This window comes from Lysobacter stagni (genome assembly GCF_030053425.1).
GTDB lineage: Bacteria > Pseudomonadota > Gammaproteobacteria > Xanthomonadales > Xanthomonadaceae > Lysobacter_J > Lysobacter_J stagni.
In genome coordinates this window covers 72,117-98,305 of record NZ_JASGBI010000002.1, presented here as the reverse complement: position 1 = coordinate 98,305, position 26,189 = coordinate 72,117, and the positions used below count along the sequence as shown (strand labels likewise).

The following is a 26,189-nucleotide window of genomic DNA, read 5'->3' as shown; positions in this document are numbered from 1 at the left end:
CACGCGCCTAAGCTCGCCAGCGGCCGGCGAAGTACTGCCGGCTCCCTTTCCCCATCCGAGGGCACCCCCATGTCACGCAATCGCCTTTCCATCCTGGTCGCCGCGTTCGTATCGGTGGCCGTGCTCGGTGCCTGTTCGAAGCAGGAGCCCGCGCCATCGACCGAGACCTCCGCGCCCGCGGCAGCACCGGCAGCCGCTACGCCTGCGGCGACGGCACCAGCGGCCCAGAGCGATGCATTCGCCTTCAAGATCGGTGCGCTCGACGCGTTCGCGCTGAAGGACGGCGACATCGACGTCGCCAATGACGGCAAGACCTTCGGCGTCGGCCAGCCCACCGCCGACGTCGCCGCGCTGCTGTCCGCGGCCGGGCAGCCCACCGACACGATGCACCTGAGCATCCAGCCGCTGCTGGTGCGCAGCGAAGGACGCGTGCTTCTGTTCGACACCGGTGCGGGCGAAGTGACGTGGGCGCGTGCCGGCCGCCTGCAGGCATCGCTGCACGCGGCGGGCGTGGAAGCCGCGCAGGTGACCGACATCTTCCTCTCGCACCATCACGGCGACCACGTCGGCGGCCTGCTGACGCACGAGGGTGCATTGGCGTTCCCGAATGCCGCCGTGCATCTGTCCGCCGCGGAGTGGGATGCGATGAAGGCCGAGAAGGACGTCGCTGCGCTCGTCGCGGCCATTACTCCGAAGGTGGCACCGTTCCAGCCGGGCGAGGCGATCGTGCCGGGCGTGGTCACCGCGGTCGCCGCCGAAGGCCACACGCCGGGGCACAGCGCCTACGAGATCGCCTCCGGCAACGAGCGCCTGCTCTACATCGGCGATTCCGCGCACCATTTCGTGGTGTCGGTGCAGCGTCCGGACTGGGTCGTGCAGTACGACGAGGATTCACCCAAGGCCGTGGCCAACCGTCGCGCCGTGCTCAAACGTGCTGCCGACAGCGGCGAGCGCGTGTATGCGGTGCACTTCCCGTTCCCGGGCATCGGCCACGTGAAGGCGCAGGGCGACGGCTTCGTCTGGGTGCCGGAGAACTGAGGACGGCACCTCACCCGGCCGGCCATGGCCACAGCCGCCGTCGCGCGGTGCCGTGATTGCCCAGCTGGTACACGGCGATGGCCGCCGGTGAGACGACGAAGGCCTCGAACGGCGCGCGCTGCAGTTCCCGGAGGAATGCGGCGCGTGCCCTGCCCAGGGTGATGTGCGGCGCGTAGTTCGCGCCGCTGTGGTCGGGCGCGAAGCGTTCGACGTAATCGATGGTGCTGTCGCGGATGGGCGTGCCGTCCTCATTGGGGACGAACGCGGCCTGTCCGCCGCCCGAGATCGCGAACGGCGCGGCCGCATCGAGGCAGGCATCGGCCAGCGCCTGCAATGCCGGCGTGTTCGCCAGGGTCCACGATGCGGAGCCCACGGTGTCGGTGGCGCGCATGTGCAGCCCGGTCGCCTGCAGGTGCATCGCGCGGACGTCGTGCTGCATCGCGATGTCCCGAACCGCCTCGCACACCGCCGGAAGGTCGTCGCGGCGCACGTAGCGCTGCACCAGCGTGACGTGGGGCAGGTGGGTGTCGTCGAAGGCGAAACCCGGGGGATGGTCGGCGCGCAGGACCGCGTTGGCGGCGCGGGCGCGTTGCAGCAATGCGCTGTCGGGTTCGATCAGTACGTCGATGGCGATCACGTTCGCTGGACCTCCGGAACGACAGAATTCCACGGTCGCGGTGCATCGGCGCGTGCGCGGTCAAGAAATGCCGCGCGCGGCCGATGATTCTGTCGATCCCGCGACCATCGTCGCGGAAGCGCCGTGCGTCCATGACGACCGGCCATGGCACGGACGCCGCCTTTTCGCCAGAGTCGCGGCGGCCCGCCTTCCATGATGATGCCACTTCGCCACCTTTCACCCTTGCGCGGTTTCCTCGCAGCCACGGTCATCCTGGTCGCGCTGGGGCTGTATGTGGTCGCCAACGCGATCCAGTTCGCGTCCGACTACCGCTGGGTCACGCACACCTACACGGTGATCGGCCACCTGGAGCGGATCGAATCGCTGAAGCACCGCGCCGTCGCCGAGTCGCGCGGTTACCTGCTGGCCGGCCAGCGCGCCAGCCGAGACGCGTTCTGGCGCACCAGCGGCGAGCTGCAGCGTGAGGCAAAGCTGCTGGTGGAGGAGGTCGGCGACAACGTCGGCCAGCGCCGCCGCGCCGAAGGCCTGCGCGATGCGCTGGAACGGCGCATGAAGCTCAGCGCCGATGCCATCGACGCCTGGCGACCGGGTCTGGCGTCCCTGGACGAGGCCATGGTCGCCCGCATCCGTGCCAGCGATGCCGATCTTTCGCGTCGCCTGGAGGCCCTGCACCGGGCCGAAGGCGCCCTGCTGGACATCCGTTCGCGCCGCGCCGAGCGATCGGCCTGGTTCGTGTTGCTGGCCGCGGGCATCGGCATTCCGGTCAGCCTGCTGCTGATCGGCCACGCGCAGCGACTGCTGGCGCGCGAGAACCGCACGCGCAAGCGCGCCGAGGCGGCCGCTTCGCGCTCCAATGCGGAACTGCAGGCCACCGTGAGCCAGCTGGCGGAGCTGTCCGACAGCATGGCCGCGCTGAGCCACTACTCCAGCATGCTGCAGGGGGCGTCCGACGCGCAGGAGCTGTACGAGATCACCGGATCCACCTTCCGTGGGCTGCTGCCGGGACTGGCCGGCTTCCTGTACGTGATCCGCGCTTCGCGCGATCACGCCGAACTGGTCGCGCACTGGGGCAGCCCGGTGGCGTCGAACGATCCGGCACCGGCGCTGCAATCGTGCTGGGCGGTGCGGCGCCACGCGCCGTTCGCGATGGACGAGCTGCGTCACGGCATGCGCTGTCCGCACATCGGGCGTCCGGCCGGTGCGGGGGCGGTGTGCGGGCTGTGCATCCCGCTCAGCGCGCACGGCGAAGTCGTCGGTTGGCTGTCGTTGCAGGGCGAAGGGCAGGGGGCGGTGCCCGGGGCGTCGCTGGCCGTGCGTCTTTGCGAGCAGCTTTCGATGGCGCTGGCCAATGTGCGCCTGCGCGAAAGCCTGCGCCATCAGGCCGTGCGCGATGGCCTGACGGGGTTGTTCAACCGCCGCTACCTGGAAGAGTCGCTGGCCCGCGAGATCGCCCGCTGTCGCCGTCGTCAGCAATCGCTGGCCGTGCTGATGATCGACGTCGACCACTTCAAGGCCTTCAACGACCGCCACGGCCATGCGATGGGCGACGCCGCGCTCTCCGCGTTCGCGCGGCTGCTGCGCGACAGTTGTCGCCCCGAAGACATCGCCTGCCGTTACGGCGGCGAGGAATTCACCCTCATCCTGCCGGAGACCGATGCCGCCCAGGCGCTGGCCCGTGCGGAGGACATCCGCGCCGGCGCGGCGCTGCTGCGCATCGGAGAGCCGGGTGCGGCGCTGCTGCGCATCACTACATCCATCGGCGTGGCGATCATGCCCGAGCACGGCGATGTGGGCCTGGAACTGATGCGCGCCGGCGATCGCGCGCTGTATCAGGCCAAGCACGCCGGGCGCGACCGAGTCGTGCTGGCGGACGTCGCGATGGCCGAACCCAACGCCTGACCGGGCTCTCACCCGACCCATGAAGAAAGCCCCGCCGATGCGGGGCTTTCAGTTGGCGCTCGACGCGGTCTTGCCGGCTATTTGCGCTGGCTGGTCTTCATCGCTTCGTGGCCGGCCTTCATCTCGGCCGCGGTGAGGTTGCCATCGCCATTGGTGTCCATCTCGCCGAACTTCTTCTGCGATCCGGCGGCGTGTTCGGCGGCCGAAAGGGCGCCGTCGCCGTTGGTGTCGATGGTCTTGATCTTCTCGGCCGAGGTCATCTCGTGGCCGGCCTTCGCCGGGTCGGATTTCATCTTCGCCTTGTGCGCATCCATCTCGGCGGCGGTGACGCTGCCGTCGTGGTTGGCGTCCATAGCGTCGAACATCTTCTTGGCGCCGGTGGCATGTTCGGCGGCGGTGATCACGCCGTCGCCGTTGGTGTCCATCATCCGGGACTTGTCGTCGGCCGAGACGGCCGCCGAGACGGTCAGCAGCGCGCCCAGTGCTGCCATGGTCGTGATCGATTTCCGGTTCTGCATCGTGCCCTCCTCGTGGGGTCCGGGTGTTGCCGGGTACGGGCGAGCCTGCGCGCCGCTTTGTTCGGCATGCGTCAACACCACGCGAAGGTGGGAGGTCCCGGGTGCGGCCGCACTGCGCAGGCGAGATCGCGCACGACTGGCGCCTGAACGGCCGTTCCCGCCCTCCGCGGCGAGGCCGCCAGACACGGGACTACAAGCAACCGGGCAGGACGGGCACACTCCGTGTCTGGCACGGTGATCCGTTCGGGGGAACGGTGCCGTTCCGTCAGCCAACCGGCCCTCGCGGCCACCGAATACAAAGGGGAGAAGTTGATGCGCCGTATCCTGGTTTCCGCCGTAGCGATCGCACTGGCCGCCGCATCGGCCACGGTCGCCGCGGCGCCCGCCGACAGCACCGCCGATGTCCGCACCTCCACCACCACCACGACCCAGTTGCCGCGCAACGTGCTCCCCGTGCACTACGACGTGGCCATCACCCCGCAGGCGCAGTCGCTGTCGCTGGCCGGACAGGCGACCATCACCCTGGACGTGCTGGAAGCCACGCCGAGCATCACGCTCAACGCGATCGACATGGTGTTCTCCTCGGCGCGCCTGACGCCGGACAGTGGCAAGGGCAAGGCGCTGACGCCGAAGGTGGGCGTGGATGCGCAGGCGCAGACCGCCACCTTCACCTTCGACAAGCCGCTCGCGCCGGGCCGTTACCGCCTCGCGCTGGACTACACCGGCAAGATCGGCACGCAGGCCAACGGTCTGTTCGCCATCGACTACGACACCCAGGACGGACGCAAGCGCGCACTGTTCACGCAGTTCGAGAATTCCGACGCGCGTCGCATGATCCCGTCGTGGGACGAGCCCTCGCACAAGGCCACCTTCACCCTGACGGCCACCGTGCCGACCGGTGAGATGGTGGTCAGCAACATGCCCGCCGCCAACACGCAGGACCTGGGCAACGGCACCACGCGCGTGAGCTTCGCGCAGTCGCCGAAGATGTCGACCTACCTGCTGTTCTTCAGCGTGGGCGACTTCGAGCGCGCGGCCACGCAGGCCGAGGGCGTGGAAGTCGGCGTGGTCGCGCAGCGCGGCAAGATCGACCAGGCCCGTTTCGCTATGGAGTCCTCCGCCGCCGTGCTGCGCGAGTACAACGACTACTTCGGCACGAAGTTCCCGCTGCCGAAGCTGGACAACGTGGCCTCGCCGGGTGGCAGCCAGTTCTTCAGCGCGATGGAGAACTGGGGCGCCATCTTCACCTTCGAACACACGCTGCTGCTGGACCCCAGCATCTCCACGCAGTCCGACAAGCAGCGTGTGTTCTCGGTGGCCGCGCACGAGATCGCCCACCAGTGGTTCGGCGACCTGGTCACGATGAGCTGGTGGGACGACCTGTGGCTCAACGAAGGCTTCGCCACGTGGATGGCCTCGCGTACCACGCAGAAGCTGCATCCGGAATGGAACACCGGGCTGGGCGCGGTGAACTCGCGCGAAGGGGCGATGGGTCGTGACGCCGTGGCGACCACGCACCCGGTGGTGCAGCACGTGGAAACCGTCGAGCAGGCCAGCCAGGCCTTCGATGCCATCACCTACCAGAAGGGCAGTGCGGTGATCCACATGCTCGAAGGCTACGTCGGCGCCGATGCCTGGCGCGAAGGCGTGCGCAACTACATGAAGACGCACGCCTACGGCAACACCGTCTCCGACGACCTGTGGCGTCAGATCCAGTCCGCGTCGGGCAAGCCGATGCTGGACATCGCGCACGACTTCACCCTGCAGCCGGGCATTCCGATGCTGAGCGTGGCGGCCTCGGCGTGCAACGCCGGCAAGACCACGCTCACCTTCACGCAGGGCGAGTTCACCAAGGACCGCCCCGGCAAGGAACCGCTGCGCTGGCGCGTGCCGGTGATCGCGCAGTCGCCCGGCGGCGAAGCCGTTCGCACCATCGTCGAAGGCGGCAGCGGCACGCTCGAGGTCCCCGGTTGCGGACCGGTGGTGGTGAATGCCGGCCAGACCGGCTACTACCGCACGCTGTATGCACCCTCGCAGTTCGCGCAGATCCGCACCGGCTTCACCAGGCTCGACGCCATCGACCAGCTCGGCGTGATGAACGACGTGTGGGCGCTGGGCCTGGCGGGCCTGCAGTCGCCGGCCGATTACCTGGACCTGGTGAAGGCCACGCCGCGCGATGCCGATCCGCAGATCTGGGGCGACATCGCCGGCAGCCTGCACAGCCTGGACGAGTACTACGAAGGCGATGCCAAGCGCCAGGCTCGTTTCCGCACGTTCGCCATCGCGCAGCTGTCGCCGGTGCTGGCGCGCATCGGCTGGGACGAGAAGGCGGGCGAGGCCGATCCGGTGAAGGTGCTCCGCACCGAACTGATCGACACGCTGGGCGCCCTGGGCGACCGCAAGGTCATCGACGAAGCCCGTCGCCGCTACGCCGCCAACGAGATGCCCGCCGGCCTGCGCAAGACCGTGCTGGCTGTCGTCGCGCGCCATGCCGACGCGGCCACGTGGGAGAAGCTGCATGCCGCCGCGCAGGCGGAGAAGACGCCGCTGGTGAAGGACGAGCTGTACCAGCTGCTGTCCTCCACGCAGGACGCCGCGCTGGCGGGCAAGGCGCTGGAACTGGCGTTGACCGACGAGCCCGGTGCGACCAACAGCGCGGGCATGATCCGCGCCGTCTCGCGCCTGCACCCGGACCTGGCGTTCGATTTCGCCATCGCGCACCGCGAGCAGCTGGACACGAAGGTCGATTCGACCTCGCGTTCCCGCTACTACCCGGGCCTGGCCGACCGCTCGCTGGATCCGGCGATGGTCGGCAAGATCCGCGACTACGCCAGCTCGCACGTCGCCGAAGGCTCGCGCCGCGCCGCCGACACCGCCGCGGCCAACGTGACCTACCGCATCCAGGTGCGCCAGGACCGTCTGCCCGCGCTGGACGCATGGCTGGCCAAGCACGGCAGCTGATCCACCCGCAACGCAACGCGCACGACGAAAGGCCCCGCATTGCGGGGCCTTTCTTGTTCCTGCGCGTGGCACGCACCGTCACGACATTGCGGCTTCTTCGCCCCGGCCCAGCACGTCGGTCAGCAAGCGCGCCAGGTGCGCGCGGTCGATCGGCTTTCGCAACACGGTGGGCAGCATGTTGACGGGCAGGGTGCCGTGCACGCGGTCGGCCAGGCCGGTATAGAGCACGACCGGAAGATCCGGTGCGATCGACAGCAACGCCTGCGCGAGTTCCACTCCGGTGATCGCCGGCATCGAATGATCGGTGATGAGAAGACGGTAGCGTTGCGGCGATTCGCGCACGCGTTCCAGCGCTTCCTTCGGTGAAGCGATGAAGTCGGCGTCCACCTCCCAGCTGGCCAGCAGCTCGCACATGAACTCGCCCACGCTGTGTTCGTCGTCCACCACCAGCACGCGTCCCTCGACGGGCAATGGGCCGGGACGGTCCGAGCGCCGCCGTGCGGGTGTCGCGCGCGCTTCGGACTCGCAGGCCTGCAGCAACACGCGGAAGCGCGTGCCCGCGCCGGAGGCGGTATCCACCAGCAGGTGGCCGCCGTGCTCGTGAACGATGCCGTGCACCGTGGCCAGGCCCATGCCCGCGCCCTTGCCGGGCGGCTTGGTGGAGAAGAAGGGGTCGAAGATGCGTTCCAGCACCGCAGGCTCGATGCCCGGCCCGGTGTCATGCACGAACAGCTCGACATACGCGCCGTCCACCGGCTGCCGGCAGGCGGAGCACTGCACGGACGCTACGCTGACATCGCGAAGCCCCATCGTCAGGCGACCCTCGCCCTGCATCGCATCGCAACCGTTCACGCACAGGTTGAGCAGCACCTGCCCCAGCTGCACCGGATCGAAGCGCACCGCGCTCGCGTCGGGTGCGATGTCCAGATCGATGCGTACACCCGGCGGCACCGTCGGGCGCAGCACGGCCAGGTTCTGCTCGATACACCCGGCCGCATCCAGTGCGCGTGCCTGGCCCTTCTGGCCGCGACTGAACATCAGCATCTGCTGGATCAGGTCGCGCGCGCGCTCGCACGATTGCATGGCCTGGTCGAGGTAGCCGTGCAACCGCACGTCCTCGCCATTCGCGCTGCGTTCGCTGGCCAGTCCGACGTAGCCCATGATGCTGGCCAACAGGTTGTTGAAGTCGTGCGCGATGCCACCGGTGAGATGCCCCAGCGCCTCCATCTTCTTGGCCTGCAGCAGCTGCGCTTCGAGCCGGCGTCGTCCCTGTTCGGCCTGCGTGCGCTCGGTGATGTCGCGCAGGTAGCCGATGAAGGTCTTGCCGGAGGGACTGTCGTCCACGCCGATGGCCAGTTCGGCGGGGAACTCCGTGCCGTCGGCGCGCATGGCCATCACCTCCAGGCGCTGCTTCAGCACGGGCCCCGGGCCGCCCTCGAGGTAGCGGCGCAGACCGTACAGATGCCGTTCGCGGAAGCGTTCGGGAATGATCGTCTCGGCCAGCGAGCGCCCCAGCGCATCGCCTTCGCTCAGACCGAAACATGCCTCGGCGGCGGGATTGAACTTGATGATGGTTCCGTTCTCGTCCATCGCGATGATGCAGTCGAGCGCGGCGTTGACGGTGGCGCGCAGGTGCTCGGCATTGCGGTGCGCGGCCTCCTCGGCGAGCTTGCGTTCGGTGATGTCGCGCGTGAACGCCAGGATGCGCGCCGCACCGCCGATGTTGGCGACCTTCAGGTAGACCTCGTCCCAGTGCAGCGTTCCGTCCTTGTTGCGCCGGTGCCATTCGAATCGGGCAGAACCCGCGCGACGCGCGCGTTCCAGGTGCGCCGCGGCGTCCCGGCCGGTGTAAGGCGGCTCGCCGGATCCCAGCCGATCCATCGCGATGTCCAGCATCTCCGCATGCGTGTAGCCGAAGATCGTGCAAGCCTTCGGGTTCACGTCGACGATGCGGCCGGTCTCGAACTCGTGGACGAAGATCGCGTCTTCGCTGGCCTCGAAAATCTGCCGGTAGCTGGCCTGCGAGGCCAGCAGCGCCTGGTCCGTGCGCTGGCGTTCGATCTCCGCCGCGGCACGCACCGCGAAGATCTTCATTACCGACTCGATGAACTCCGGTTGTTCCAGCGGTCGCCGCGAGACGATGGAGATCAGGCCCAGCGGCCGGCCCTGTGCGTCGTTGAGTGGATAGCCCGCGTAGCCCTCCGCACCCATCTGGATGAAATCGTCGTCCAGCGGGAACTGCGAACCGAGCCCTGCGCGATAGATGCGGAATCCGTGACCGACGACGGTCGCGCAGGCGGTGTTGGCCAGCGCGTAGTCGAAGTGCTCGCGCGGCGTTCCATCGCACACAAAGGCCAGCACGTGCATGGTCGCCGGATCTTCGGGACGCATCTGCGCGATGAAAGCCACGTCCACGTCGAGGATGGCGGCCAGGTAGCGCGACAGTTCCATGAACAGATCGCGCCCGTAGGCCGAGGACACCGCCAGCGCGGAGGTGCTCAGCGCGGTCTCGATCTGCTTGCGCACGGTGATGTCGGTGGCGATGCCACACACCGCGTAGGGCGTATCGTCCACGTCCAGCAGCGGGAACTTCGCCGAGAGGAAAGTGCGCTCCTCGCCGGCGAACACGCCGCTTTCCTCGAACTCCATCGCACGCGCTTCCAGCAGCACACGCATGTCGTTGCGGCGCAGCGCGGCGGCCATGTCCGATGGAAAGATGTCGCGGTCGCTGTGCCCGATCAGCTCATCCGCACTGCGTCCGGTGAGCCGTTCGAACTCGCGGTTGACGAAGAGGTATCGCCCGGTACGGTCCTTGGCGAACACCGCGGCGGACGTGTTGTCGAGCACCTGCTGCAGGCGCAGCTCGCTTTCGCGAAGCGCGCGATCGGCGTCGTCGACCTGCGGTGGCGGTTGCGAGCCGGGGAGGGCATCGCCGCTGGTCATGGCCGGGCTCCGGCGATGGGCGTGGGGCGAGTATAGGAGTGTGTTTGGTGATCGGAGGGTGCTGTTACAGGACTGAAACAAATCGGTCGTTGAGTGCGTGGCTTGTCGCCGTGGATTTCCGGCGCCCGGTTCAAGTTGCGGTTGTTGTCCTTGGTGTTGTGCCGCCGTTGCCCTTGGCCTTGCCTTTGCCTTTGCCTTTGCCTTTGCCCTTGCCCTTGCCCTTGCCCTTGCCCTTGCCCTTGCCCTTGCCGTTGCCCTTGTCGTTGCCGTTGCCGTTGCCGTTGCCGTTGTGGTTGCTGCCGTTGATCTTGCGACTTCGGAGCGAGCCGAGCACCGCAGTGGTGCGGGGGCCGAAGAGCCGCCCATGTTTGAGCGGAGCGCAGCGCAGCGAGTTTGGGCGGCGTGCCCCCCCCGCGAGGAGCACAGGGGACCGCCGCGTAGCGGCGGATCGCGTAGGGAGCGGATGGTTTTGGTTACTTTTGCCGAAACAAAAGTAACCCGCTCGCTTGCGAGCGGAAGCTGTTGTTCTTGATGTCGACGTTGTTGAAGCTCGTCATTCCCGCGAAGGCGGGAATCCAACCTTCAGTCGTCGCACCATTTTCGAAGGCCGTGATACGCGGACACGTGGATAGTGCCGCCATGCGGCGACCCAGAAGACCCCGCCTTCGCGGGAATGACGGGAACCACTGCAAAGACAACGGCAACAGCAAAAGCTTCCGCCCGAAAACGGGCGGGTTACTTTTGTCTTGGCAAAAGTAACCAAAACCGCTGGCTCCCTGCGCGATCCGCCGCTGCGCGGCGGTCCCCTGTGCTCCTCGCCGTGCGAGGGCACGCCGCCCAAACTCGCTACGCTGCGCTTCGCTCAGACATGGGCGGCTCTTCGGCCCTCGCACGGCTGCGGTGCTCGGCTCGCTCCGAAGTCGCAAGATCAACGGCAACGGCAACGGCAACGGCAACGGCAACCGCAACCGCAACCGCAACCGCGGTGCGGATTGCCGGGTTCCACCATCAATGCGTCCACGCGTCAGCGCGGATAGAAATCCCGACTGAACTGCATCGTCGAAGTCGCACCGCCCTCACGCACGATGGTCACTTCGAACCGCAGCGTCTCCGGCGGCGACACGTCCACCGTGCCCACGTAGTCCAGCAGATCGCCACTGCGCAGCTCGCGCATCGCGATCTCGTGGCGACGACCGCGCAGGTCCGTGGCGGTGGCGGTGACCTGCGCTGGCAGCGCGGTTTCCTGCGCGTCGCTGCCCTGGCGGACGCCAACCAGCAGCATCACGGTGCTGTCGTCGCGGGCGATGCCGTACTGCGCCGCGACCTGCGCGCCGAGCGACGCGGTGGGCATCGCGTTGGCGCGGATGGTGACGTCGCCGATGCGGCTGACCGCTTCCGCCGCGGTGTTGCTCGTTCCCGATGACGCGGGCGGCGGCGGTGCACTGCCTCCGCACGCGGACAGTCCGGCAGTGAGCAGGCAGGCAAACAGATACGTGCGATGGCGCATGACGCGGACTCCCGGATCAGTCGTTGGCGGCCGACAGCTGCCGGCCGCGTTCGGTGGCGGCGGCGATCGCACGCGCGACGAGTTCGCGCAGGCCGCCGGCCTCGAAGGTTTCCACGGCCGCCTGGGTGGTGCCGCCGGGCGAGGTCACGCGCGCGCGCAGCACGTCGGCCGGTTCGTCGGACTTCACCAGCATGGTCGCCGCACCCAGCAGGGTCTGCTGCACCAGCGCCCGCGCGGCCCCGGGCGACAGGCCCTGCGCCACACCGGCTGCCTGCATCGCCTCGGCCAGCAGGAAGACATAGGCCGGTCCGCTGCCGGACACGGCCGTGACCGCGTCCATGCGCGCTTCATCGTCGATCCACACCGTCGGGCCGACGGCCTCGAGCAACGCCGACGCGCTGTTGCGCTGCGCCGACGTGCTGGCCGCATTGGCATACAGGCCGGTGATGCCGACGCCCAGCAGCGCCGGGGTGTTGGGCATCGCGCGCACGACGGCCATGCCGCCGCCCAGCCAGCGGTCCAGTTGCTCGGCGGTGATGCCGGCGGCGATCGAGATCACCAGCGGGCGCTGCGCCTGGGCCAGCGCGGACAGCTCCGTGCACACCTGGCGCATCACCTGCGGTTTGACCGCCAGCACCCATACGGCCGCGCCATCGGCGGCGATGTCCGCGCGCTCGGCGCAGGTCACGCCGAAATCGCGCTGCAGCGCATCGCGCAGTGCCTGGACCGGTTCGGCCACGCGGATCGTACTGGCCGCCTGGCCGCGCGCGACCAGTCCGCCGATGAGGCTGCGGGCCATGTTGCCGCCGCCGATGAAGGCAATGGCGCCGGAAAGCGTGGGGGCTTGGGTGTCCGTCATGCGCGGCAGGATACCAACCCGCCCGCACGGGGCTATCGCCTACGGGGACTCAGTGCGGTTCCTTCGGTGGGCGGGCGCCGAACAGCGCCGTGCCGATGCGCACCATCGTCGCGCCCTCGGCGATGGCCACGGCGAAGTCGTCGCTCATGCCCATCGACAGGGTGTCCACGCCCGGATGGCCCGCCTGCAGCGCCTCGAACAGGGCACGCGTGCGACGGAAGGCGTCGCGGCGCTGCTCGGGGTCGGGATGGGGCGTGGGGATCACCATCAGCCCGCGCAGGCGCAGCCGGGGTTGCGCGGCGATGGCGGCGGCGAGGGCGGGGACATCGTCCGGCGCGCAGCCATGCTTGCTGGCCTCGTCGTCGATGTTCACCTGGATCAGCACGTTGAGGGGCGCCCGGTCCGGTGCCCGATGGCGGGCCAGGGCCTCGATCAGTCTGGAGCGGTCCACGGTATGGACCCAGTCGAACAGTTCGGCCGCGTCGCGGGCCTTGTTCGACTGCAGATGGCCGATGAGATGCCACTCCACGCCAGACCCGGCCAGTGCCGCGCGTTTGGCGGCGGCCTCCTGGACGTAGTTCTCGCCGAAAGCGAGCTGGCCGGCCTGGATCAATTCCGCGACGGCCGTCGCATCCTGGGTCTTGCTGACTGCGAGTAGGCGCGGCACTGGCCTGCCAGCGGCCTCGGCCGCGTTCTGGAGTGAATGCAGGATGTCCTTCAGGGCCCGTACGCGCACGTCTCAATTCCTGTCGAAAGTGCTGGAAAAACGATGAGGGGTGAGGGCTATACTGCCGGTTGGGGATAGTTCCGTTCCAGTTTCAGTTCCAAAGCAGTGCAGGGGAGCACGCATGGATATCGCCGAACTTCTGGCGTTCTCGGTAAAGAACAAAGCATCCGACCTGCACCTGTCCGCTGGCCTGCCGCCCATGATCCGGGTGGATGGCGACGTTCGGCGCATCAACATCCCGGCCCTGGACCACAAGCAGGTCCACGCGCTGGTGTACGACATCATGTCGGACAAGCAGCGCCGCGACTTCGAAGAATTCCTCGAAGTCGACTTCTCGTTCGAGATCCCGGGCCTGGCGCGCTTCCGCGTCAATGCGTTCAACCAGAACCGTGGCGCCGGCGCCGTGTTCCGTACGATTCCCTCGGAAGTGCTGACGCTGGACGACCTGGGTTGCCCGCCGATCTTCCGCGAGCTGATCGACCAGCCGCAGGGCCTGATCCTGGTGACCGGCCCGACGGGTTCGGGCAAGTCGACCACGCTGGCTGGCATGATCGACCACATCAACAAGAACGAATACGGCCATATCCTCTCCGTCGAGGATCCGATCGAATTCGTCCACACCTCGCAGAAGTGCCTGATCAACCAGCGCGAGGTGCACCGCGACACGCACGGCTTCAACGAGGCCCTGCGCTCGGCGCTGCGTGAAGACCCCGACTACATCCTGGTCGGCGAGTTGCGCGACCTGGAAACCATCCGCCTGGCGCTGACCGCCGCGGAAACCGGACACCTTGTGTTCGGCACGCTGCACACCTCATCGGCGGCCAAGACCGTCGACCGAATCATCGACGTGTTCCCCGCCGGCGAGAAGCCGATGGTGCGCTCGATGCTGTCCGAATCGCTGCGCGCGGTGATCTCGCAGGCCCTGCTGAAGAAGGTCGGCGGTGGTCGTACCGCGGCGTGGGAAATCATGGTCGGCATCCCGGCCATCCGTAACCTGATCCGCGAGGACAAGGTCGCGCAGATGTATTCGGCCATCCAGACCGGCCAGCAGTACGGAATGATGACGCTCGACCAGCACCTGCAGGACCTCGTCAAGCGCGGCCTGATCCTGCGTCCGCAGGCCAAGGAATACGCGAAGGACAAGCGCCTGTTCGAATGATCACGCGGCGGTCCGCGCAGGGGGCGCGGCCACGGCAATCCGGTTTCACCAGTCAGGTCCAGAAGTTCAGTCCGCAACGCTGACGAGCCACGCGGCAGGGGAGTAACGCATGAACACCAGCAGCACCGGCAACGCGCCCGCCGCCAGCGGCAGCATCGACTTCACGTCCTTCCTGAAGTTGATGGCGCACCAGAAGGCTTCCGACCTGTTCATCACCGCGGGCATGCCGCCGTCGATGAAGGTGCACGGCAAGATCGCGCCGATCACCCAGGCCGCCCTGACGCCGCAGCAGAGCCGCGACCTCGTCCTCAACGTGATGACGCCGCAGCAGCGCGAGGAGTTCGAGAAGACGCACGAGTGCAACTTCGCCATCGGCGTCGCCGGCGTGGGCCGCTTCCGTGTGAGCTGCTTCTACCAGCGCAACCAGGTCGGCATGGTGCTGCGACGCATCGAGACCAAGATCCCGACCGTGGAGGAGCTCAGCCTTCCGCCGGTGATCAAGACGCTGGCGATGACCAAGCGCGGCATCATCATCTTCGTCGGCGCGACGGGCACCGGTAAGTCCACCTCGCTCGCGGCGATGATCGGCTACCGCAACCTCAACTCGACCGGCCACATCATCACCATCGAGGACCCGATCGAGTTCGTGCACAAGCACGAGGGCTGCATCATCACGCAGCGCGAGGTCGGCATCGACACCGACAGCTGGGAAGCCGCGCTGAAGAACACGCTGCGCCAGGCGCCGGACGTCATCATGATCGGCGAGGTGCGCACCCGCGAAGGAATGGACCACGCCATCGCCTTCGCCGAAACCGGTCACCTGGTGCTGTGCACGCTGCACGCCAACAACGCCAACCAGGCGATGGACCGCATCATCAACTTCTTCCCGGAAGACCGCCGCCAGCAGTTGCTGATGGACCTCTCGCTCAACCTCAAGGGCGTGGTCGCGCAGCAGCTGATCCCGACGCCGGACGGCAAGGGCCGTCGCGTGGCGATGGAAATCCTGCTGGGCACGCCGCTGGTGCAGGACTACATCCGCGACGGCGAGGTGCACAAGCTGAAGGAAGTGATGAAGGAGTCCGTGCAGCTGGGCATGAAGACCTTCGACCAGGCCCTGTTCGAGCTGTACCAGGCCGGCGAGATCTCCTACGAGGATGCGCTGCGCTACGCCGACTCGCAGAACGAGGTGCGCCTGCGCATCAAGCTCGCACAGGGCGGCGACGCCAAGACCCTGGCCGCGGGCCTGGACGGCGTGGAAGTGGCCGAGGTGCGCTGAGTCACGGGTTCCGCTTCCCCGAACCGAAAAAAAAGCCCCGCACTGCGGGGCTTTTTCTTGAGCACACGTCAGCGCGTGGTTTCCAATGGCGGTCGCTTCCAGCTGTGGTCGATTACTTCGGCCTTCGGGTTGTAGTTGCGCAGAGCCACGTAGAACGAACCGCTTGGTGCCGGTAGCCAGTTCGTCTCCTTGTCCTTGCCGGGCGAAGCATGCTGCAGGTACAGCGTGATCCCACCGTCCGCGTCGCGCTTGAGCGAGCCCAGCATCGGCGAGTTGATGAGGTACCGGTTCAACGGATTGTCGACCAGCAGCTTCGACGTGCCGTCGTACATCGTGAGCGACCAGAACGCGTTCGTCGGCGGCAGACCATCCTTCGGGAAACGCAGGACGTAGTCGTGCTTGGACGCGTCCAGCGGCTGACCCTTGGCATCGACGAAGTAGGTCTGGTAATTGGCTTCCGATGCGGAGTTGCCGTAGATGCCCAGCTTCGCGCCCGCGAAACGGTAGAGCGAGTTGCCCTTGAGATGCTCGCGCGTACCGAACATCTCGGCGCTGGACACCTTGTCCGCGTTCACCTGCGTGGCGACGAAATCCTCCAGTTCCTTGTTGGCGTCGCCGATGCCATCCAGCAGCGCCTGCCGCGTCGCGGGCGACAGTGCGTTCTCATCGAAAGGCTTGCCCGGCACCACGCCGATCTTCGCCAGGCGGTCGCGCAGTGCGGACTCGCTGTCGTCCATTGGCGCGTATGGCAGCAGGAAGGACAGGTATGAGAAGAAGCCCAGATCGTTCGCTTTCTGCGCGTCGTACGGCGGGAACTCCACCGGTGGCGCCGCGGGAGGCGCGGGCGTGCCGGCAAAGGTACTCAACGGCTGCAACTTGAACTGCGCCTGCAGGCGTTTGACGTTTTCCAGGTCCTTCGGATCGAACAACTGCGTGCGGAACAGGCCGTAGGCGAACGGCGTCTCCGAGCGGATCACCTTGTCGATGCCCTTGGGCGTTTCGCCTTTCCAGTCGGGCCCCGCGATCAGGTACGTGCCCGCCTTGCCCTTCGTCACGTCGTGGTTGATGTAGTCGAAGTTGAACGTGTACAGGTCGATCAGTTGCACGGAGAAGTAGCGCTTGTCGCCCATCTCGGGAATCGACAGCACCAGGGGCTCCGCACGCAGGTCCATCCACAGGAAGGAATACGGCGTGTCCGAGTTCGGCGTGATGATCGCCGTGTCCTTCGGCGTAGCGACGTTGGCCGAATTGCCGATCTGGTTCAACGGCGCATGGAAGTTGGCCCCGCCCTTGTCGATGGCCTGCTGGTAGAGCGTCTTGTAGTTCTCCACCACGGGGTAGCCCCAGATGTAGGCATCCCTGGCGATGGCGCGCACTTCCTCGGCGCTGGGCTCGCCGGCTGCGGTGGGTGTGCTGGTCGGCGCGGTCGTCGCCGTCGCGCTTTCGTTGGCTGGCTCACGCTTGCACGCGACGAGCGCGACGCAGAGCGCGGCGCTCGCGAGGAACGGAATCGTCAGTCGGTTCATGGTCTGCTCCCGGAACGTGGATAAAAGGTGGAGCGTCGCGGTCAGGAGGCGGGCACGGCCTCGGGGAACTTCCACGTGCCGTCGAGGACCTCCGCGCGCGGACGGTACAACCGCACCAGGTAGTTCCAGCCGGGTGTGATCGGCAGGCAGTTGGGCACCTGCCCGTCGCAGCCGCCGAACTGGATGCGCACGGAGCCGTCGTCGCTCTTCTTCGCGGTCACGTTGTTGAGCGAGTACGCGTTCTGCGCGTTGGACTGGAAGAAGCCCTTGGCGTCGTACACGGTCACCGACCAGAAGCCGTCCACCGGAACATCCTTCACGTCGAGGTGGTAGATCGTCGTGCCGTCGTTCTTCGCCGGGACGAAGTTGAGGTAGGTCGCGTCCTTGGCGGGGTTGCCGCCCCAGGCGGTGGCGACGCCGATGAGGCGGCGCACCGGATCCACGTCCTTCTTCATGCCGAACATGTTGTTCTTGTCCGGCAGCGTGTCGCCGAGCACGGTCAGCGCATCGGTGAGGTTCTTGAGGCTCACCGTGTCCCATTGGGGCACCTCGAAGGTGCCCGGGCCGCCGGGTTGGCTGACCGTCACCGCGTCCTGCAGCGCATGCACGGCCTTCACGTCGTCGGGGTTGTTCGGATCGACCAGGATGCGCAGTGCCGCCAGCACGTAACGCGTGCCGATGTCGCTCTTGCGCAGCGTATAGGTGCCGGGCTTGTAGATGACCTGGTGCGTGTACTGGTCCTCATCGAAGACCTGCATCGACATGAACCGTGTCCCCGGATCCGGCAACGTGATGGTCACCGGTCCGGCATCGAGGTCGAACACACTCGAGGAGTAGAGCGTGTCGCGGTTCTGGCGCACGACGATCTGCTTGTCCAGCGGAGTGAGCTCACGGTTATGGGTGAACTTGCCGAAACCGTTGTCCTTCACGACGCCGGCGAAGGCGAGATCGCTGGCGGCGCGGCCATAGTTGTCGGCCGTGACCGGAACCGAGCCGGGAGCGGGCGAGGGTGCAGGCGCAGGTGCTGCCGGTTCGCTGGATGGCGTTGTCGTCGGCGCGGAGGCGGGTGCGGCGGTATCGGCGGCCGGTGTAGGCGCGGTCGCTTCAGTGGGCGTCTGTTCGCGCTGGCATGCGGCCAGCAAGAGCGGAGCGATCAACAACAGCAGAAACGAGGTGCGCATGTCCGTCCTCCATGGAACCGAACAGCGGAAATGCGCCCGCCGACGTGGAGGTGGCGTGAAGCGTGGGTCAGAGCTTGCGACGCCAGGCCGGATCGAGCGGTGGCTTGAGCTTGAGGATGCGCTTGTACACCGGGCAGTCATCGCGATGCGCGCCGGGCAGATAGCCCAGGCTCATCAGGAATTCGTTGGTGATCTCACCGCCGGTGAAGCGGAACGTCTTCTTGAACAGCTTCACCCACGCGGCCTTGTCGCGCCGCTGGCCTGCCTCGTCGACGAGGTTGGCGTCCAGCCATTGCGCGAAGCCACCGTGCGACGCGCGCAATTGCTGGATGACCTTCGCGTTATGGATCGCCGCGTCCACCTTCAGCCGGTTGCGGATGATGCCGGCGTCGTTGAGCAGCCGTTCGCGATCCCTCTCGCCGTACTTCGCGACCTTGTCGACGTCGAAACCGTGGTAGGCGCGATGGAAGCCCTCGCGCTTGCGCAGCATAGTCTCCCAGCTCAGCCCGGCCTGGTTGATCTCCAGGATCAGTCGTTCGAACAGCACGGCCTCCTCGCGTTGCGGGAATCCGTACTCGGTGTCGTGGTAGGGGCCGTGCAGCGGGTGGCCGGGGGCGTAGTCGCAGTAGCCGGACATGGAGTAGGCAATATGGAAGCCGTTCGTCCTGAGCGTAGGTGCGAAGCACCGAAGTCGAAGGCCGAAGGGGCGGGAGGTGGACGTTCCGCCCTTCGACTTCGCGCCTGCGGCGCTACGCTCAGGGCGAACGGATCAAGGGTATGTCGCTATTTCTTCGTAGAGCGATACGACTGCAGTCCCAGCGTTTCCAGGCCCTGCTCGAAGCGGATGTCGACCGGGATCTTCGCGTCCTTCAGCTTCGCCAGGTCGGCGGCAAGTTCAGGCTTGATCACGCCCATCGTCTCGGTCATCCGCTTGGCTTCGACGTAGTCGCCATCGCCCTGGACCGTGAGCAGCTTGGCGCTGAGCGCGTTCATCGCCTCGCGCATCTTGTCGAAGTCGACGCGGTAGCGGCCGTCGGCATCGCGCGTGAACGCGCCGCGTTCGGCGAAGAAGTTGAAGCGCACCATGTTGGCCTTGCCGTGCGCATCGGCCGCGCCGAAGCGCACCGAGCGCAGGATGCCCGCAAGGAAGGTGACGTAGGCGTCCTTGAGCTTGCTTTCGTCCAGTTCGCCCTGGCGGCTGAGCGAGTCGATCATGTACAGGCCCAGGATGTCGGCCTTGCCTTCCTCGAAACTCGACGCGAATTCCTTCAGCGCCTCGTCCACCGTGCCTTTTCCATCGAGCGTCTTCTTGATGCCCAGGCCATGGGCGACCTCATGGAACATCACGTCGTCGAAGAACGCATCGAACGTGACGTGCTGCAGCTGGTCCTTCGCGATCAACTGGTTGGCGATCGGCACCAGGATGGTGTCGAACTTCGCCTTCATCACGTTCTCCAGCTGCAGGCGGCGCGTGCCCTTCTTCAGCTGGACTTCCTCGTCGTTGGGCAGGTTGATGGCGATGGTCTTGGCGCCGACATTGGCGTTGCCGCCGTAGTAGACGACCTGATATGCGTTGAGGTCGGCATCCGAGCCGGGCGTTTCGGCCTTGTACTTCGCGTCAACCGGGAGGCCCTTCTGCAGCGCGGGCAGGAAGCTGGCGAAGCGCGCGAGCTTCTGGCTCCACTCCACGTCCTTGATCAGCACCAGACCTTCGTATGCGGCCTTGTAGCCGAACAGCTGGTCTTCGTAGGTCTCGATGGGGCCGATGACGATGTCGACCGGGTTGGTCTTCATGTCCATCCACGCCATGTCGCTGGGACGGAAGTCGTCGCTGAGCAGAGCGTCGGCGCGCATCTTCAGGTACGCGGCGAACGACTTGTCGGCGCTGAGGCCGGCGGCCTCGCGCAGCAGCGACGCGGCGTGTTCCAGGTCGTCCTTGTACGCGACGTGGTATGGCACCGTGACCAGCTTGCCGTCTTCGCGGCGCAACAGCGTGTAGTTGGAGGTCTTGTCCGCAAGGGCTGCGGCCTGGAACTCTTCCTTGGTCATGTCGGCCGGATAGAACGGACCGCCCGGCGGGCGCGGACCGACGCCCTCGACGATGGGCGTGTCCTCGTTGAGGCGGTCCCACGGGCCGAAGTTGACGTCCACCAGTTCGCGCGTGGCCGCGTCGGGCGCGCGCTGGAGCAGCGCGGCGCGGTCGCCGTCCCACGACTGCTTCCAGTAGATGCGGTTCATCACCTCGCTGGCCTCGACCAGCAGGGCGATCATGCGCTTGGCGTTCTCGTCGAATGCGGACAGATCGGCCTTCAACGGCACGACGGCGTAATCGCCGGCATGCGTGGCGGCGTAACCGGTGTTGGCGGGTGCAGACGAGGTGACCGCCGCGGGAGTGGTTTCCGGCGGGGCGGAGCGCTGGCAGCCCGCGAGAGCGAGGGCCGCCAGGCAGGCCAGGCCAAGTGGACGCAGAGAGTAGGTGGACATGGCGGCGTGCCCGCTGGGGAAAGCCGCCATCCTACGCCCGTGTCGATGCGGCACGCATCACACCGCCCGGGCTAGAATGTGCCCATGTCAGTCACTCCCACACCACTGGCCAACCAGCTGCTGATCGCGCTGCCCGCACTGGCGGATTCCAACTTCGCGCGCAGCGTCGCGCTGATCTGCCAGCACGATGCCGATGGCGCCATGGGCATCGTGGTCAACCGCGCTTCGGAGTACACGCTGGGCGAAGTGTTCGGCCAGATGGGCCTGGAGAGCGGCGATGAAGGCCTGATCGCGCAGCCGGTGCTGGCCGGTGGTCCGGTGCATCCGGAGCGCGGCTTCGTGCTGCACGACGGCGGCATGCACTGGGATTCCACGCTGGCCATCACCGAACACCTGTTCCTGACCACCTCGCGCGACATCCTCGAAGCGATGGCGCGTGGCGAAGGTCCGCACAACGCGATCGTCGCGCTGGGCTGCGCCGGTTGGGGCTCGGGCCAGCTGGAACATGAGTTGACCGAGAACGACTGGCTGACCGCGCCGGCCGACGCCGAGCTGCTGTTCGAGCTGCCACTGGATGCCCGCTGGCAGGCCGCCGCCGGTCGCATCGGCGTGGATTTCGCGCACCTGGCCGATTACGCCGGGCACGCATGATGGAAGCGCCGACGGAAAAGCCACGCATCCGTCGCGACGGCACCGTGCTGGGCTTCGATGTCGGCTCGCGCCGCATCGGCGTGGCCGTGGGCAGCGGCTTCGGCCACGGCGCACGCGCGCTGGCCGTGATCGACGTGCATGGGCACGGACCCGACTGGGCGTCGATCGACCGGCTGCGCAACGAATGGCGTCCGGACGGGTTGATCGTCGGCGACCCGATGACGCTGGAAGGCGACGACCAGCCCATCCGCCAACGCGCCCATGCCTTCGCGCGTGAACTGAAGCTGCGCTACAACCTGCCCGTGGTGCTGGTGGACGAACGCATGAGCTCCATCGAGGCGGCGCAGCGTTTCGCGGCCGATCGCGCGGAAGGCCGCAAGCGCAGGCGCGATGCCGAAGCGCTGGATGCGGTGGCCGCCGCCGTGATCATCGAACGCTGGCTGGCCGCTCCCGACGACGCGCTGGATATTTCCGAAATCGAACGGCCGACGCGGCCGAGCGGATCTCCCACGGCATGAACGCACCACATACACACCTCCCGCGCCACCTGCTCACGCTCGATGGCCTGCCCCGCGATGCGCTCAACGCGCTGCTGGTCCGCGCGCAGGCCTTCGCCGAAGGACACTACGATCGCCGCGCGCTCGACGGCATCGCGGTCTGCACGCTGTTCTTCGAGCCGTCCACGCGCACGCGCATGAGCTTCACACTTGCTGCGCAGCGCCTGGGCGCGGACACGCTCAACTTCGATGCCTCCACCTCCTCCACGCGCAAGGGCGAAACCGCGCTGGACACGGTGAAGAACCTGGAAGCCATGGGCGTACGCGGTTTCGTCGTCCGCCACCAGGAGGACGGTGCGGTGGCCGCGCTGGCCTCGCAGGTCAACGACGGCACCGTGCTGGTCAACGCGGGCGATGGACGCAGCGCGCATCCCACGCAGGGCCTGCTCGACATGCTCACGCTGCGCCAGGCCAAGGGCGCGGACTTCTCGACGCGCAAGGTGTTGATCGTCGGCGACGTGAAGCATTCGCGCGTGGCGCGCTCGGACCTGCAGGCGTTGCGTACGCTCGGCACGGGCGAGATCCGCGTGTGTGGCCCCGCATCGCTGTTGCCGCAGGACGGCACGCTGCAGGGTTGCACGGTGTCGGACGACCTCGACGCCGCGCTGGAAGGCGTGGATGCGGTGATGATGCTGCGCCTGCAGCGCGAGCGCATGGAAGAAGGCCTGGTCGCCTCGCTCGACGACTACCACCGCGACTTCGGTCTCACCGCCACGCGCCTGACGCGGGCGGCGCCCGACGCCATCGTCATGCACCCGGGCCCGATCAACCGCGGCGTGGAGATCACCGACGAGGTGGCCGACGGCCCGCAGTCGCTGATCCTGCGTCAGGTCAGCAACGGCGTGGCGGTGCGCATGGCGGTGCTGGAAGCGTTGCTGAAGGGGTGAGGCAGGCCGCTACGCGGCACTGCCGCGTGGCCTGCCGAACGCCCGACCATGGAGGGTCGGGCCGGGCGACCCGAAGGCCGCAGCGTTGCGCGGTGGATGGCAGAGGCAACCTGTTCGAAGCGACCGTGCAGCGCGACCCGACGCCCAAGCGCCACCGGCTCGTATGCGACCAAGCCGCAGCCTGGCATTACTCCGACGTCTTCTCCCGCGTCTGCGGCTGTCGCTGATGCCGGATGTACTCAAGCTCGCGCTTCGCGACCTGGCTTTCCGGATCCACCTCCAGTGCCTGGCGGTAGACCTCCTCTGCACGGTCGAGGTCGTTGAGTTCGATGTACGTGTAGCCCAGTCCGCGAAGCACCAGTCCTTTCGCAAAGCGGTTGCTCTCGTGGCGTTCCACGAGTTCCCATGCGTGCTGGTAGCTCGCCAGCCCTTCCTGGGTGCGGCCGAGCTGGTTGAGCAGGTATCCACGCTCGGCATACGTGTCGGCCAGGTACGGTGCTATCGCGGCGGCCTTGTCCAGCATCGTCAGTGCGACGTCGTGATCCCTGGTTTCAACGGCCACGAATGCCGCCATCTTGTGGGCGTGGGGACAGGCGGTATCGATCCACTCCACCGGCTTGCCGCTCGTAGACGCGGCCACGAAGGCCTCGTATTCGGCGGCGTTGTTGACGCTGACCACGTCGCGCGTGGGCGTGGCCAGCTCATCGCAGTAGGCGATCACGGGCGCCAGGTGCTTGCGCGCCAGTGCATGGTCGCCTTTCCGCTCGGCCAACACCGCAGCGTCGGTGTCGGTGCGGAACTGGGCGCCAAGCTGCTTCGGGGAATGCGGGAGCGTCAGCGGTGTGACGACGGTTTCAACCTGCGCGGCCGCGGATGCGGGCAGCAGCGCCAGACAGGCAAGCACGAAGATCGCGGTGCGGGTCATGATCGGATCCCCCTGGAGTCCGTCGCCCGTTGTACCGGATCGGCGTGCGTCATGCAGCCTCGTGTGCGGTCAGTTGCGCCGCAGCCACACCCAGGTCCACAGTTCCGGCATCGCATAGGCCGCGTCCCAGCTGTTGTGCCCGGCTTCGGCGAATTCGGTGTAGCGCACGTTGCCACCGACGCCGCGCAGTGCTTCGACCATGTGTCGCGACTGGTCCGGCGTGACGGTCTCGTCCTTCGCGCCATGGAAGGCCCATACCGGCACGCGCTGCAGACGTTGCGCGGCCGCTGCGAAAGGATCGGGGGCCTCGGCCACGCCATCCACCACCAGGCGTTCGGTCAGTGCCGGGGGCTGCGTGATGCCGCCGCACACCGGTATCAGGGCCGCGAAACGCTTGGGTTCCAGCAGCGCCAGTTCGTATACGCCATAGCCGCCGCGCGAGATGCCGGTCAGCGTGATGCGGTCCTCGTCGCCGCGGAATTCATCCAGCGCCGCATCCAGCGCGGCCATCGCGACGCGCGCCTGTGCACCGCTCCAGGACGTGCCGGCCGGCGATTGCGGAAACACGACCAGCGCCGGGAAATCGGCGGCGTGCGCACGCAGGTACGGGCCCAGGCCGACTTCGGTCTGGCGATGGTTGTCGGTACCGCGCTCGCCGGAGCCGTGCAGGAACAGGATCGTGGCCGGATGCTTGCCGCCCGCCTTCTTCGCGGGCACGAAGACCTGGAAGCGGTGCGAAGTGCCGTCCACCTCGACGGAGCGTTCGACGAACTGGCCCGGCGGTTCCTCGCGCGGTGTCGTCGCGCAGGCGCCCAGCAACAATGCCAGCGCCACCGTGGCGAGCCGGAGCGGTTGGAATGCGGAACGGATGGAGCGCATCGGCCAGTCTCGTGGAAAATCGGCCCGCATCATTGGTCTTCGCGCCGCCGGCCGCAATGCGCGATGTCGCATTTCCGGCACGTGGCCACAACCTGGCGCCGGTTCAGCGAACGAGAACGAGCGTCGCCAGCCCGAGGAAGGTGAAAAAGCCCATCACGTCGGTCACGGTGGTCAGGAAGATGCCCGATGCCAGCGCCGGATCGTAGCCGGCGCGCTTGATCGCCACCGGGACCAGTACGCCTGCCACGGCGGCGAACAGCAGGTTCGCGGTGAGCGCGATTCCGATCACCAGCGACAAGCCGACGTTGTGGAACCAGATCAGCACGATCAGCGCCAGCAGGCTGCCGAGTACGACGCCGTTGAGCAGGGCGACGCGCGCTTCCTTCCACAGCAGCGTCCGCACGTTGGCCGCGCCCACCTGGCCCAGCGCCAGGCCGCGCACCATCAGCGCCAGCACCTGCGTGCCGGCGTTGCCGCCCATGCCGGCGACGATCGGCATCAGCACCGCCAGTGCGACCAGCTTGTCGATGGTCCCCTCGAACTCGCCAACGACGCTCGCCGCGAGGAACGCGGTGCCCAGGTTGATCGACAGCCAGATCAGGCGGCGACGCATGGCGCGCCAGACCGGGCTGAAGAGGTCTTCGTCCTCGTCCAGGCCGGCCGCGCTCAGGGCCTGGTGTTCGGCCTGGCTGCGGATGATGTCGACCACGTCGTCGATGGTGATGCGTCCGAGCAGGATGTTGTTCTCGTCCACCACGGGCGCGCTGAGCCAGTCGTGGTCGGAGAACTTGCGCGCGACTTCGTTGGCCGATTCCTCCACGTCGATCGCCGGCTGCTCGTCGTCGATCAGCTTGTTGATCGGCGTGCCGGGTTCGTGCGTGAGCAGCGCGGCCAGTGCGATGCGGCCGAGGTATTGGTGGCGTCGGCTGACCACGTACAGGTGGTCGGTGTGTTCGGGCAGCTCGCCGCGCAGGCGCAGGTAGCGCAGCACCACGTCGATGGTGGTGTCGGTACGCACCGTCACCACGTCGGGGTTCATCAGGCGGCCGGCGGTGTCCTCCGGGTACGACAGGACCTGCTCGAGGCGCTCGCGGTTCTCGCGGTCCATCGACTTGAGGACTTCGTCGATGACGGTGTCCGGGAGGTCCTCGACCAGATCGGCGAGGTCGTCGATGTCCAGGTCTTCGACGGCCGCGACGATTTCGTCCGGGTCCATCTCCGCCAGCAGGCCTTCGCGCACCTCGTCGCCGACGTGCACCAGCACCTCGCCGTCGTCCTCGGCATCGACCAGGCCCCACACGATGGTGCGCTTGGCCGGCGGAAGGGATTCGAGCAGGTTGCCGATCTCGGCGGGCGAGAGCGTGTTGACCAGGCGGCGCACCGGCCCCAGACGACCGCTGTCGAGCGCGTCGGAGAGCAGGCGCAACTGGCGCGCGGTCTTGTCGTGGCGGACGGCTTCGGCCATGCGGGGCTTCCGGTGGCGGTCGCAACCACGGTGGCGCGACAGGGCTAGGCGTTCATGGCGCGCATTATCGCCTCGATCGTTGGGGATGCCCACCCCTTTGTAGTTCAGGA

At 67.3% G+C, this 26,189-nt stretch carries 22 protein-coding genes; 8 read left to right on the top strand and 14 right to left on the bottom strand.

Annotation, left to right across the window (positions count from 1 at the left end):
* Positions 1-69: 69 nt before the first annotated feature.
* Entirely contained in the window at positions 70-1,038 is a 969-nt protein-coding gene (locus tag QLQ15_RS17260; RefSeq protein WP_283214142.1) for an MBL fold metallo-hydrolase, read from the top strand.
* A 10-nt stretch (positions 1,039-1,048) separates the two neighbouring features.
* Here the strand turns inward: QLQ15_RS17260 and QLQ15_RS17255 are convergent, their stop codons facing one another.
* Positions 1,049-1,675: a 2'-5' RNA ligase family protein gene (locus QLQ15_RS17255; RefSeq protein WP_283214141.1), complete on the bottom strand. Its 627-nt coding sequence runs from the start codon at positions 1,673-1,675 to the stop codon at positions 1,049-1,051.
* 192 nt (positions 1,676-1,867) lie between these two features.
* On the opposite strand from QLQ15_RS17255, the gene QLQ15_RS17250 reads away from it, so the two are divergent.
* The gene (locus QLQ15_RS17250) at positions 1,868-3,574 is read left to right on the top strand and encodes a sensor domain-containing diguanylate cyclase (protein ID WP_283214140.1); all 1,707 of its coding nucleotides are present in this window, start codon (positions 1,868-1,870) and stop codon (positions 3,572-3,574) included.
* A 77-nt stretch (positions 3,575-3,651) separates the two neighbouring features.
* On the opposite strand, the gene QLQ15_RS17245 is transcribed toward QLQ15_RS17250, so the two are convergent.
* A complete protein-coding gene (locus QLQ15_RS17245) occupies positions 3,652-4,092 on the bottom strand; it encodes an EF-hand domain-containing protein (RefSeq protein ID WP_283214139.1) in 441 nt (146 codons plus the stop codon).
* Between the two features lie 312 nt (positions 4,093-4,404).
* Between QLQ15_RS17245 and QLQ15_RS17240 the strand changes: the two genes are divergently transcribed.
* Positions 4,405-7,053: a M1 family metallopeptidase gene (locus tag QLQ15_RS17240; RefSeq protein WP_283214138.1), complete on the top strand. Its 2,649-nt coding sequence runs from the start codon at positions 4,405-4,407 to the stop codon at positions 7,051-7,053.
* A 78-nt stretch (positions 7,054-7,131) separates the two neighbouring features.
* Here the strand turns inward: QLQ15_RS17240 and QLQ15_RS17235 are convergent, their stop codons facing one another.
* From QLQ15_RS17235 to QLQ15_RS17215, 5 genes are all read right to left on the bottom strand, one after another.
* Positions 7,132-9,996: a PAS domain-containing hybrid sensor histidine kinase/response regulator gene (locus tag QLQ15_RS17235; protein ID WP_283214137.1), complete on the bottom strand. Its 2,865-nt coding sequence runs from the start codon at positions 9,994-9,996 to the stop codon at positions 7,132-7,134.
* 130 nt (positions 9,997-10,126) lie between these two features.
* Positions 10,127-10,330: a hypothetical protein gene (locus tag QLQ15_RS17230; protein ID WP_283214136.1), complete on the bottom strand. Its 204-nt coding sequence runs from the start codon at positions 10,328-10,330 to the stop codon at positions 10,127-10,129.
* 690 nt (positions 10,331-11,020) lie between these two features.
* The gene (locus QLQ15_RS17225) at positions 11,021-11,503 is read right to left on the bottom strand and encodes a DUF4426 domain-containing protein (protein WP_283214135.1); all 483 of its coding nucleotides are present in this window, start codon (positions 11,501-11,503) and stop codon (positions 11,021-11,023) included.
* Between the two features lie 16 nt (positions 11,504-11,519).
* Complete coding sequence (gene proC / locus QLQ15_RS17220) at positions 11,520-12,362, bottom strand: pyrroline-5-carboxylate reductase (protein WP_283214134.1); 843 nt, start codon at positions 12,360-12,362, stop codon at positions 11,520-11,522.
* Positions 12,363-12,411: 49 nt separating this feature from the next.
* The gene (locus tag QLQ15_RS17215; RefSeq protein WP_283214133.1) at positions 12,412-13,098 is read right to left on the bottom strand and encodes a YggS family pyridoxal phosphate-dependent enzyme; all 687 of its coding nucleotides are present in this window, start codon (positions 13,096-13,098) and stop codon (positions 12,412-12,414) included.
* A 112-nt stretch (positions 13,099-13,210) separates the two neighbouring features.
* On the opposite strand from QLQ15_RS17215, the gene QLQ15_RS17210 reads away from it, so the two are divergent.
* Complete coding sequence (locus QLQ15_RS17210; protein ID WP_283214132.1) at positions 13,211-14,248, top strand: type IV pilus twitching motility protein PilT; 1,038 nt, start codon at positions 13,211-13,213, stop codon at positions 14,246-14,248.
* Positions 14,249-14,357: 109 nt separating this feature from the next.
* Entirely contained in the window at positions 14,358-15,524 is a 1,167-nt protein-coding gene (locus QLQ15_RS17205) for a PilT/PilU family type 4a pilus ATPase (protein ID WP_283214131.1), read from the top strand.
* A 68-nt stretch (positions 15,525-15,592) separates the two neighbouring features.
* On the opposite strand, the gene QLQ15_RS17200 is transcribed toward QLQ15_RS17205, so the two are convergent.
* The 4 genes from QLQ15_RS17200 to QLQ15_RS17185 form a co-directional block, all read right to left on the bottom strand.
* A complete protein-coding gene (locus tag QLQ15_RS17200) occupies positions 15,593-17,050 on the bottom strand; it encodes a DUF1254 domain-containing protein (RefSeq protein WP_283214130.1) in 1,458 nt (485 codons plus the stop codon).
* A 41-nt stretch (positions 17,051-17,091) separates the two neighbouring features.
* Positions 17,092-18,231: a DUF1254 domain-containing protein gene (locus QLQ15_RS17195; RefSeq protein ID WP_283214129.1), complete on the bottom strand. Its 1,140-nt coding sequence runs from the start codon at positions 18,229-18,231 to the stop codon at positions 17,092-17,094.
* A gap of 67 nt (positions 18,232-18,298) precedes the next feature.
* On the bottom strand, positions 18,299-18,868 hold the full coding sequence (locus QLQ15_RS17190; protein WP_283214128.1) for a DNA-3-methyladenine glycosylase I: 570 nt from the start codon (positions 18,866-18,868) through the stop codon (positions 18,299-18,301).
* 146 nt (positions 18,869-19,014) lie between these two features.
* On the bottom strand, positions 19,015-20,715 hold the full coding sequence (locus QLQ15_RS17185; protein ID WP_283214127.1) for a dipeptidyl-peptidase 3 family protein: 1,701 nt from the start codon (positions 20,713-20,715) through the stop codon (positions 19,015-19,017).
* 84 nt (positions 20,716-20,799) lie between these two features.
* Between QLQ15_RS17185 and QLQ15_RS17180 the strand changes: the two genes are divergently transcribed.
* Genes QLQ15_RS17180 through QLQ15_RS17170 form a run of 3 tightly spaced genes read left to right on the top strand, consistent with a single transcriptional unit; the run spans position 20,800 to position 22,810 of the window.
* Complete coding sequence (locus tag QLQ15_RS17180; protein WP_283214126.1) at positions 20,800-21,366, top strand: YqgE/AlgH family protein; 567 nt, start codon at positions 20,800-20,802, stop codon at positions 21,364-21,366.
* Entirely contained in the window at positions 21,366-21,884 is a 519-nt protein-coding gene (ruvX, locus tag QLQ15_RS17175) for a Holliday junction resolvase RuvX (protein ID WP_283214125.1), read from the top strand. The genes QLQ15_RS17180 and ruvX overlap by 1 nt, the downstream gene beginning before the upstream one ends.
* Positions 21,881-22,810: an aspartate carbamoyltransferase catalytic subunit gene (locus QLQ15_RS17170; RefSeq protein WP_283214124.1), complete on the top strand. Its 930-nt coding sequence runs from the start codon at positions 21,881-21,883 to the stop codon at positions 22,808-22,810. The genes ruvX and QLQ15_RS17170 overlap by 4 nt, the downstream gene beginning before the upstream one ends.
* A 187-nt stretch (positions 22,811-22,997) precedes the next feature.
* Here the strand turns inward: QLQ15_RS17170 and QLQ15_RS17165 are convergent, their stop codons facing one another.
* The 3 genes from QLQ15_RS17165 to mgtE form a co-directional block, all read right to left on the bottom strand.
* On the bottom strand, positions 22,998-23,735 hold the full coding sequence (locus tag QLQ15_RS17165; RefSeq protein ID WP_283214123.1) for a tetratricopeptide repeat protein: 738 nt from the start codon (positions 23,733-23,735) through the stop codon (positions 22,998-23,000).
* Positions 23,736-23,804: 69 nt separating this feature from the next.
* Positions 23,805-24,614: a carboxylesterase family protein gene (locus QLQ15_RS17160; protein ID WP_283214122.1), complete on the bottom strand. Its 810-nt coding sequence runs from the start codon at positions 24,612-24,614 to the stop codon at positions 23,805-23,807.
* A 103-nt stretch (positions 24,615-24,717) separates the two neighbouring features.
* A complete protein-coding gene (mgtE, locus tag QLQ15_RS17155; protein ID WP_283214121.1) occupies positions 24,718-26,079 on the bottom strand; it encodes a magnesium transporter in 1,362 nt (453 codons plus the stop codon).
* Positions 26,080-26,189: the final 110 nt, after the last annotated feature.

Bases quoted from the DNA above. Each gene is read 5' to 3' on its own strand.
- QLQ15_RS17205 (WP_283214131.1), top strand. From the start codon at position 14,358: ATGAACACCAGCAGCACCGGCAACGCGCCCGCCGCCAGCGGCAGCATC.
- QLQ15_RS17240 (WP_283214138.1), top strand. From the start codon at position 4,405: ATGCGCCGTATCCTGGTTTCCGCCGTAGCGATCGCACTGGCCGCCGCA.
- QLQ15_RS17210 (WP_283214132.1), top strand. From the start codon at position 13,211: ATGGATATCGCCGAACTTCTGGCGTTCTCGGTAAAGAACAAAGCATCC.
- QLQ15_RS17200 (WP_283214130.1), bottom strand. From the start codon at position 17,050: ATGAACCGACTGACGATTCCGTTCCTCGCGAGCGCCGCGCTCTGCGTC.
- QLQ15_RS17170 (WP_283214124.1), top strand. From the start codon at position 21,881: ATGAACGCACCACATACACACCTCCCGCGCCACCTGCTCACGCTCGAT.
- QLQ15_RS17245 (WP_283214139.1), bottom strand. From the start codon at position 4,092: ATGCAGAACCGGAAATCGATCACGACCATGGCAGCACTGGGCGCGCTG.
- QLQ15_RS17260 (WP_283214142.1), top strand. From the start codon at position 70: ATGTCACGCAATCGCCTTTCCATCCTGGTCGCCGCGTTCGTATCGGTG.
- proC (WP_283214134.1), bottom strand. From the start codon at position 12,362: ATGACGGACACCCAAGCCCCCACGCTTTCCGGCGCCATTGCCTTCATC.
- QLQ15_RS17250 (WP_283214140.1), top strand. From the start codon at position 1,868: ATGATGATGCCACTTCGCCACCTTTCACCCTTGCGCGGTTTCCTCGCA.
- QLQ15_RS17180 (WP_283214126.1), top strand. From the start codon at position 20,800: ATGTCAGTCACTCCCACACCACTGGCCAACCAGCTGCTGATCGCGCTG.
- QLQ15_RS17165 (WP_283214123.1), bottom strand. From the start codon at position 23,735: ATGACCCGCACCGCGATCTTCGTGCTTGCCTGTCTGGCGCTGCTGCCC.
- QLQ15_RS17190 (WP_283214128.1), bottom strand. From the start codon at position 18,868: ATGTCCGGCTACTGCGACTACGCCCCCGGCCACCCGCTGCACGGCCCC.
- QLQ15_RS17225 (WP_283214135.1), bottom strand. From the start codon at position 11,503: ATGCGCCATCGCACGTATCTGTTTGCCTGCCTGCTCACTGCCGGACTG.
- ruvX (WP_283214125.1), top strand. From the start codon at position 21,366: ATGGAAGCGCCGACGGAAAAGCCACGCATCCGTCGCGACGGCACCGTG.
- QLQ15_RS17195 (WP_283214129.1), bottom strand. From the start codon at position 18,231: ATGCGCACCTCGTTTCTGCTGTTGTTGATCGCTCCGCTCTTGCTGGCC.
- QLQ15_RS17160 (WP_283214122.1), bottom strand. From the start codon at position 24,614: ATGCGCTCCATCCGTTCCGCATTCCAACCGCTCCGGCTCGCCACGGTG.
- QLQ15_RS17235 (WP_283214137.1), bottom strand. From the start codon at position 9,996: ATGACCAGCGGCGATGCCCTCCCCGGCTCGCAACCGCCACCGCAGGTC.
- mgtE (WP_283214121.1), bottom strand. From the start codon at position 26,079: ATGGCCGAAGCCGTCCGCCACGACAAGACCGCGCGCCAGTTGCGCCTG.
- QLQ15_RS17185 (WP_283214127.1), bottom strand. From the start codon at position 20,715: ATGTCCACCTACTCTCTGCGTCCACTTGGCCTGGCCTGCCTGGCGGCC.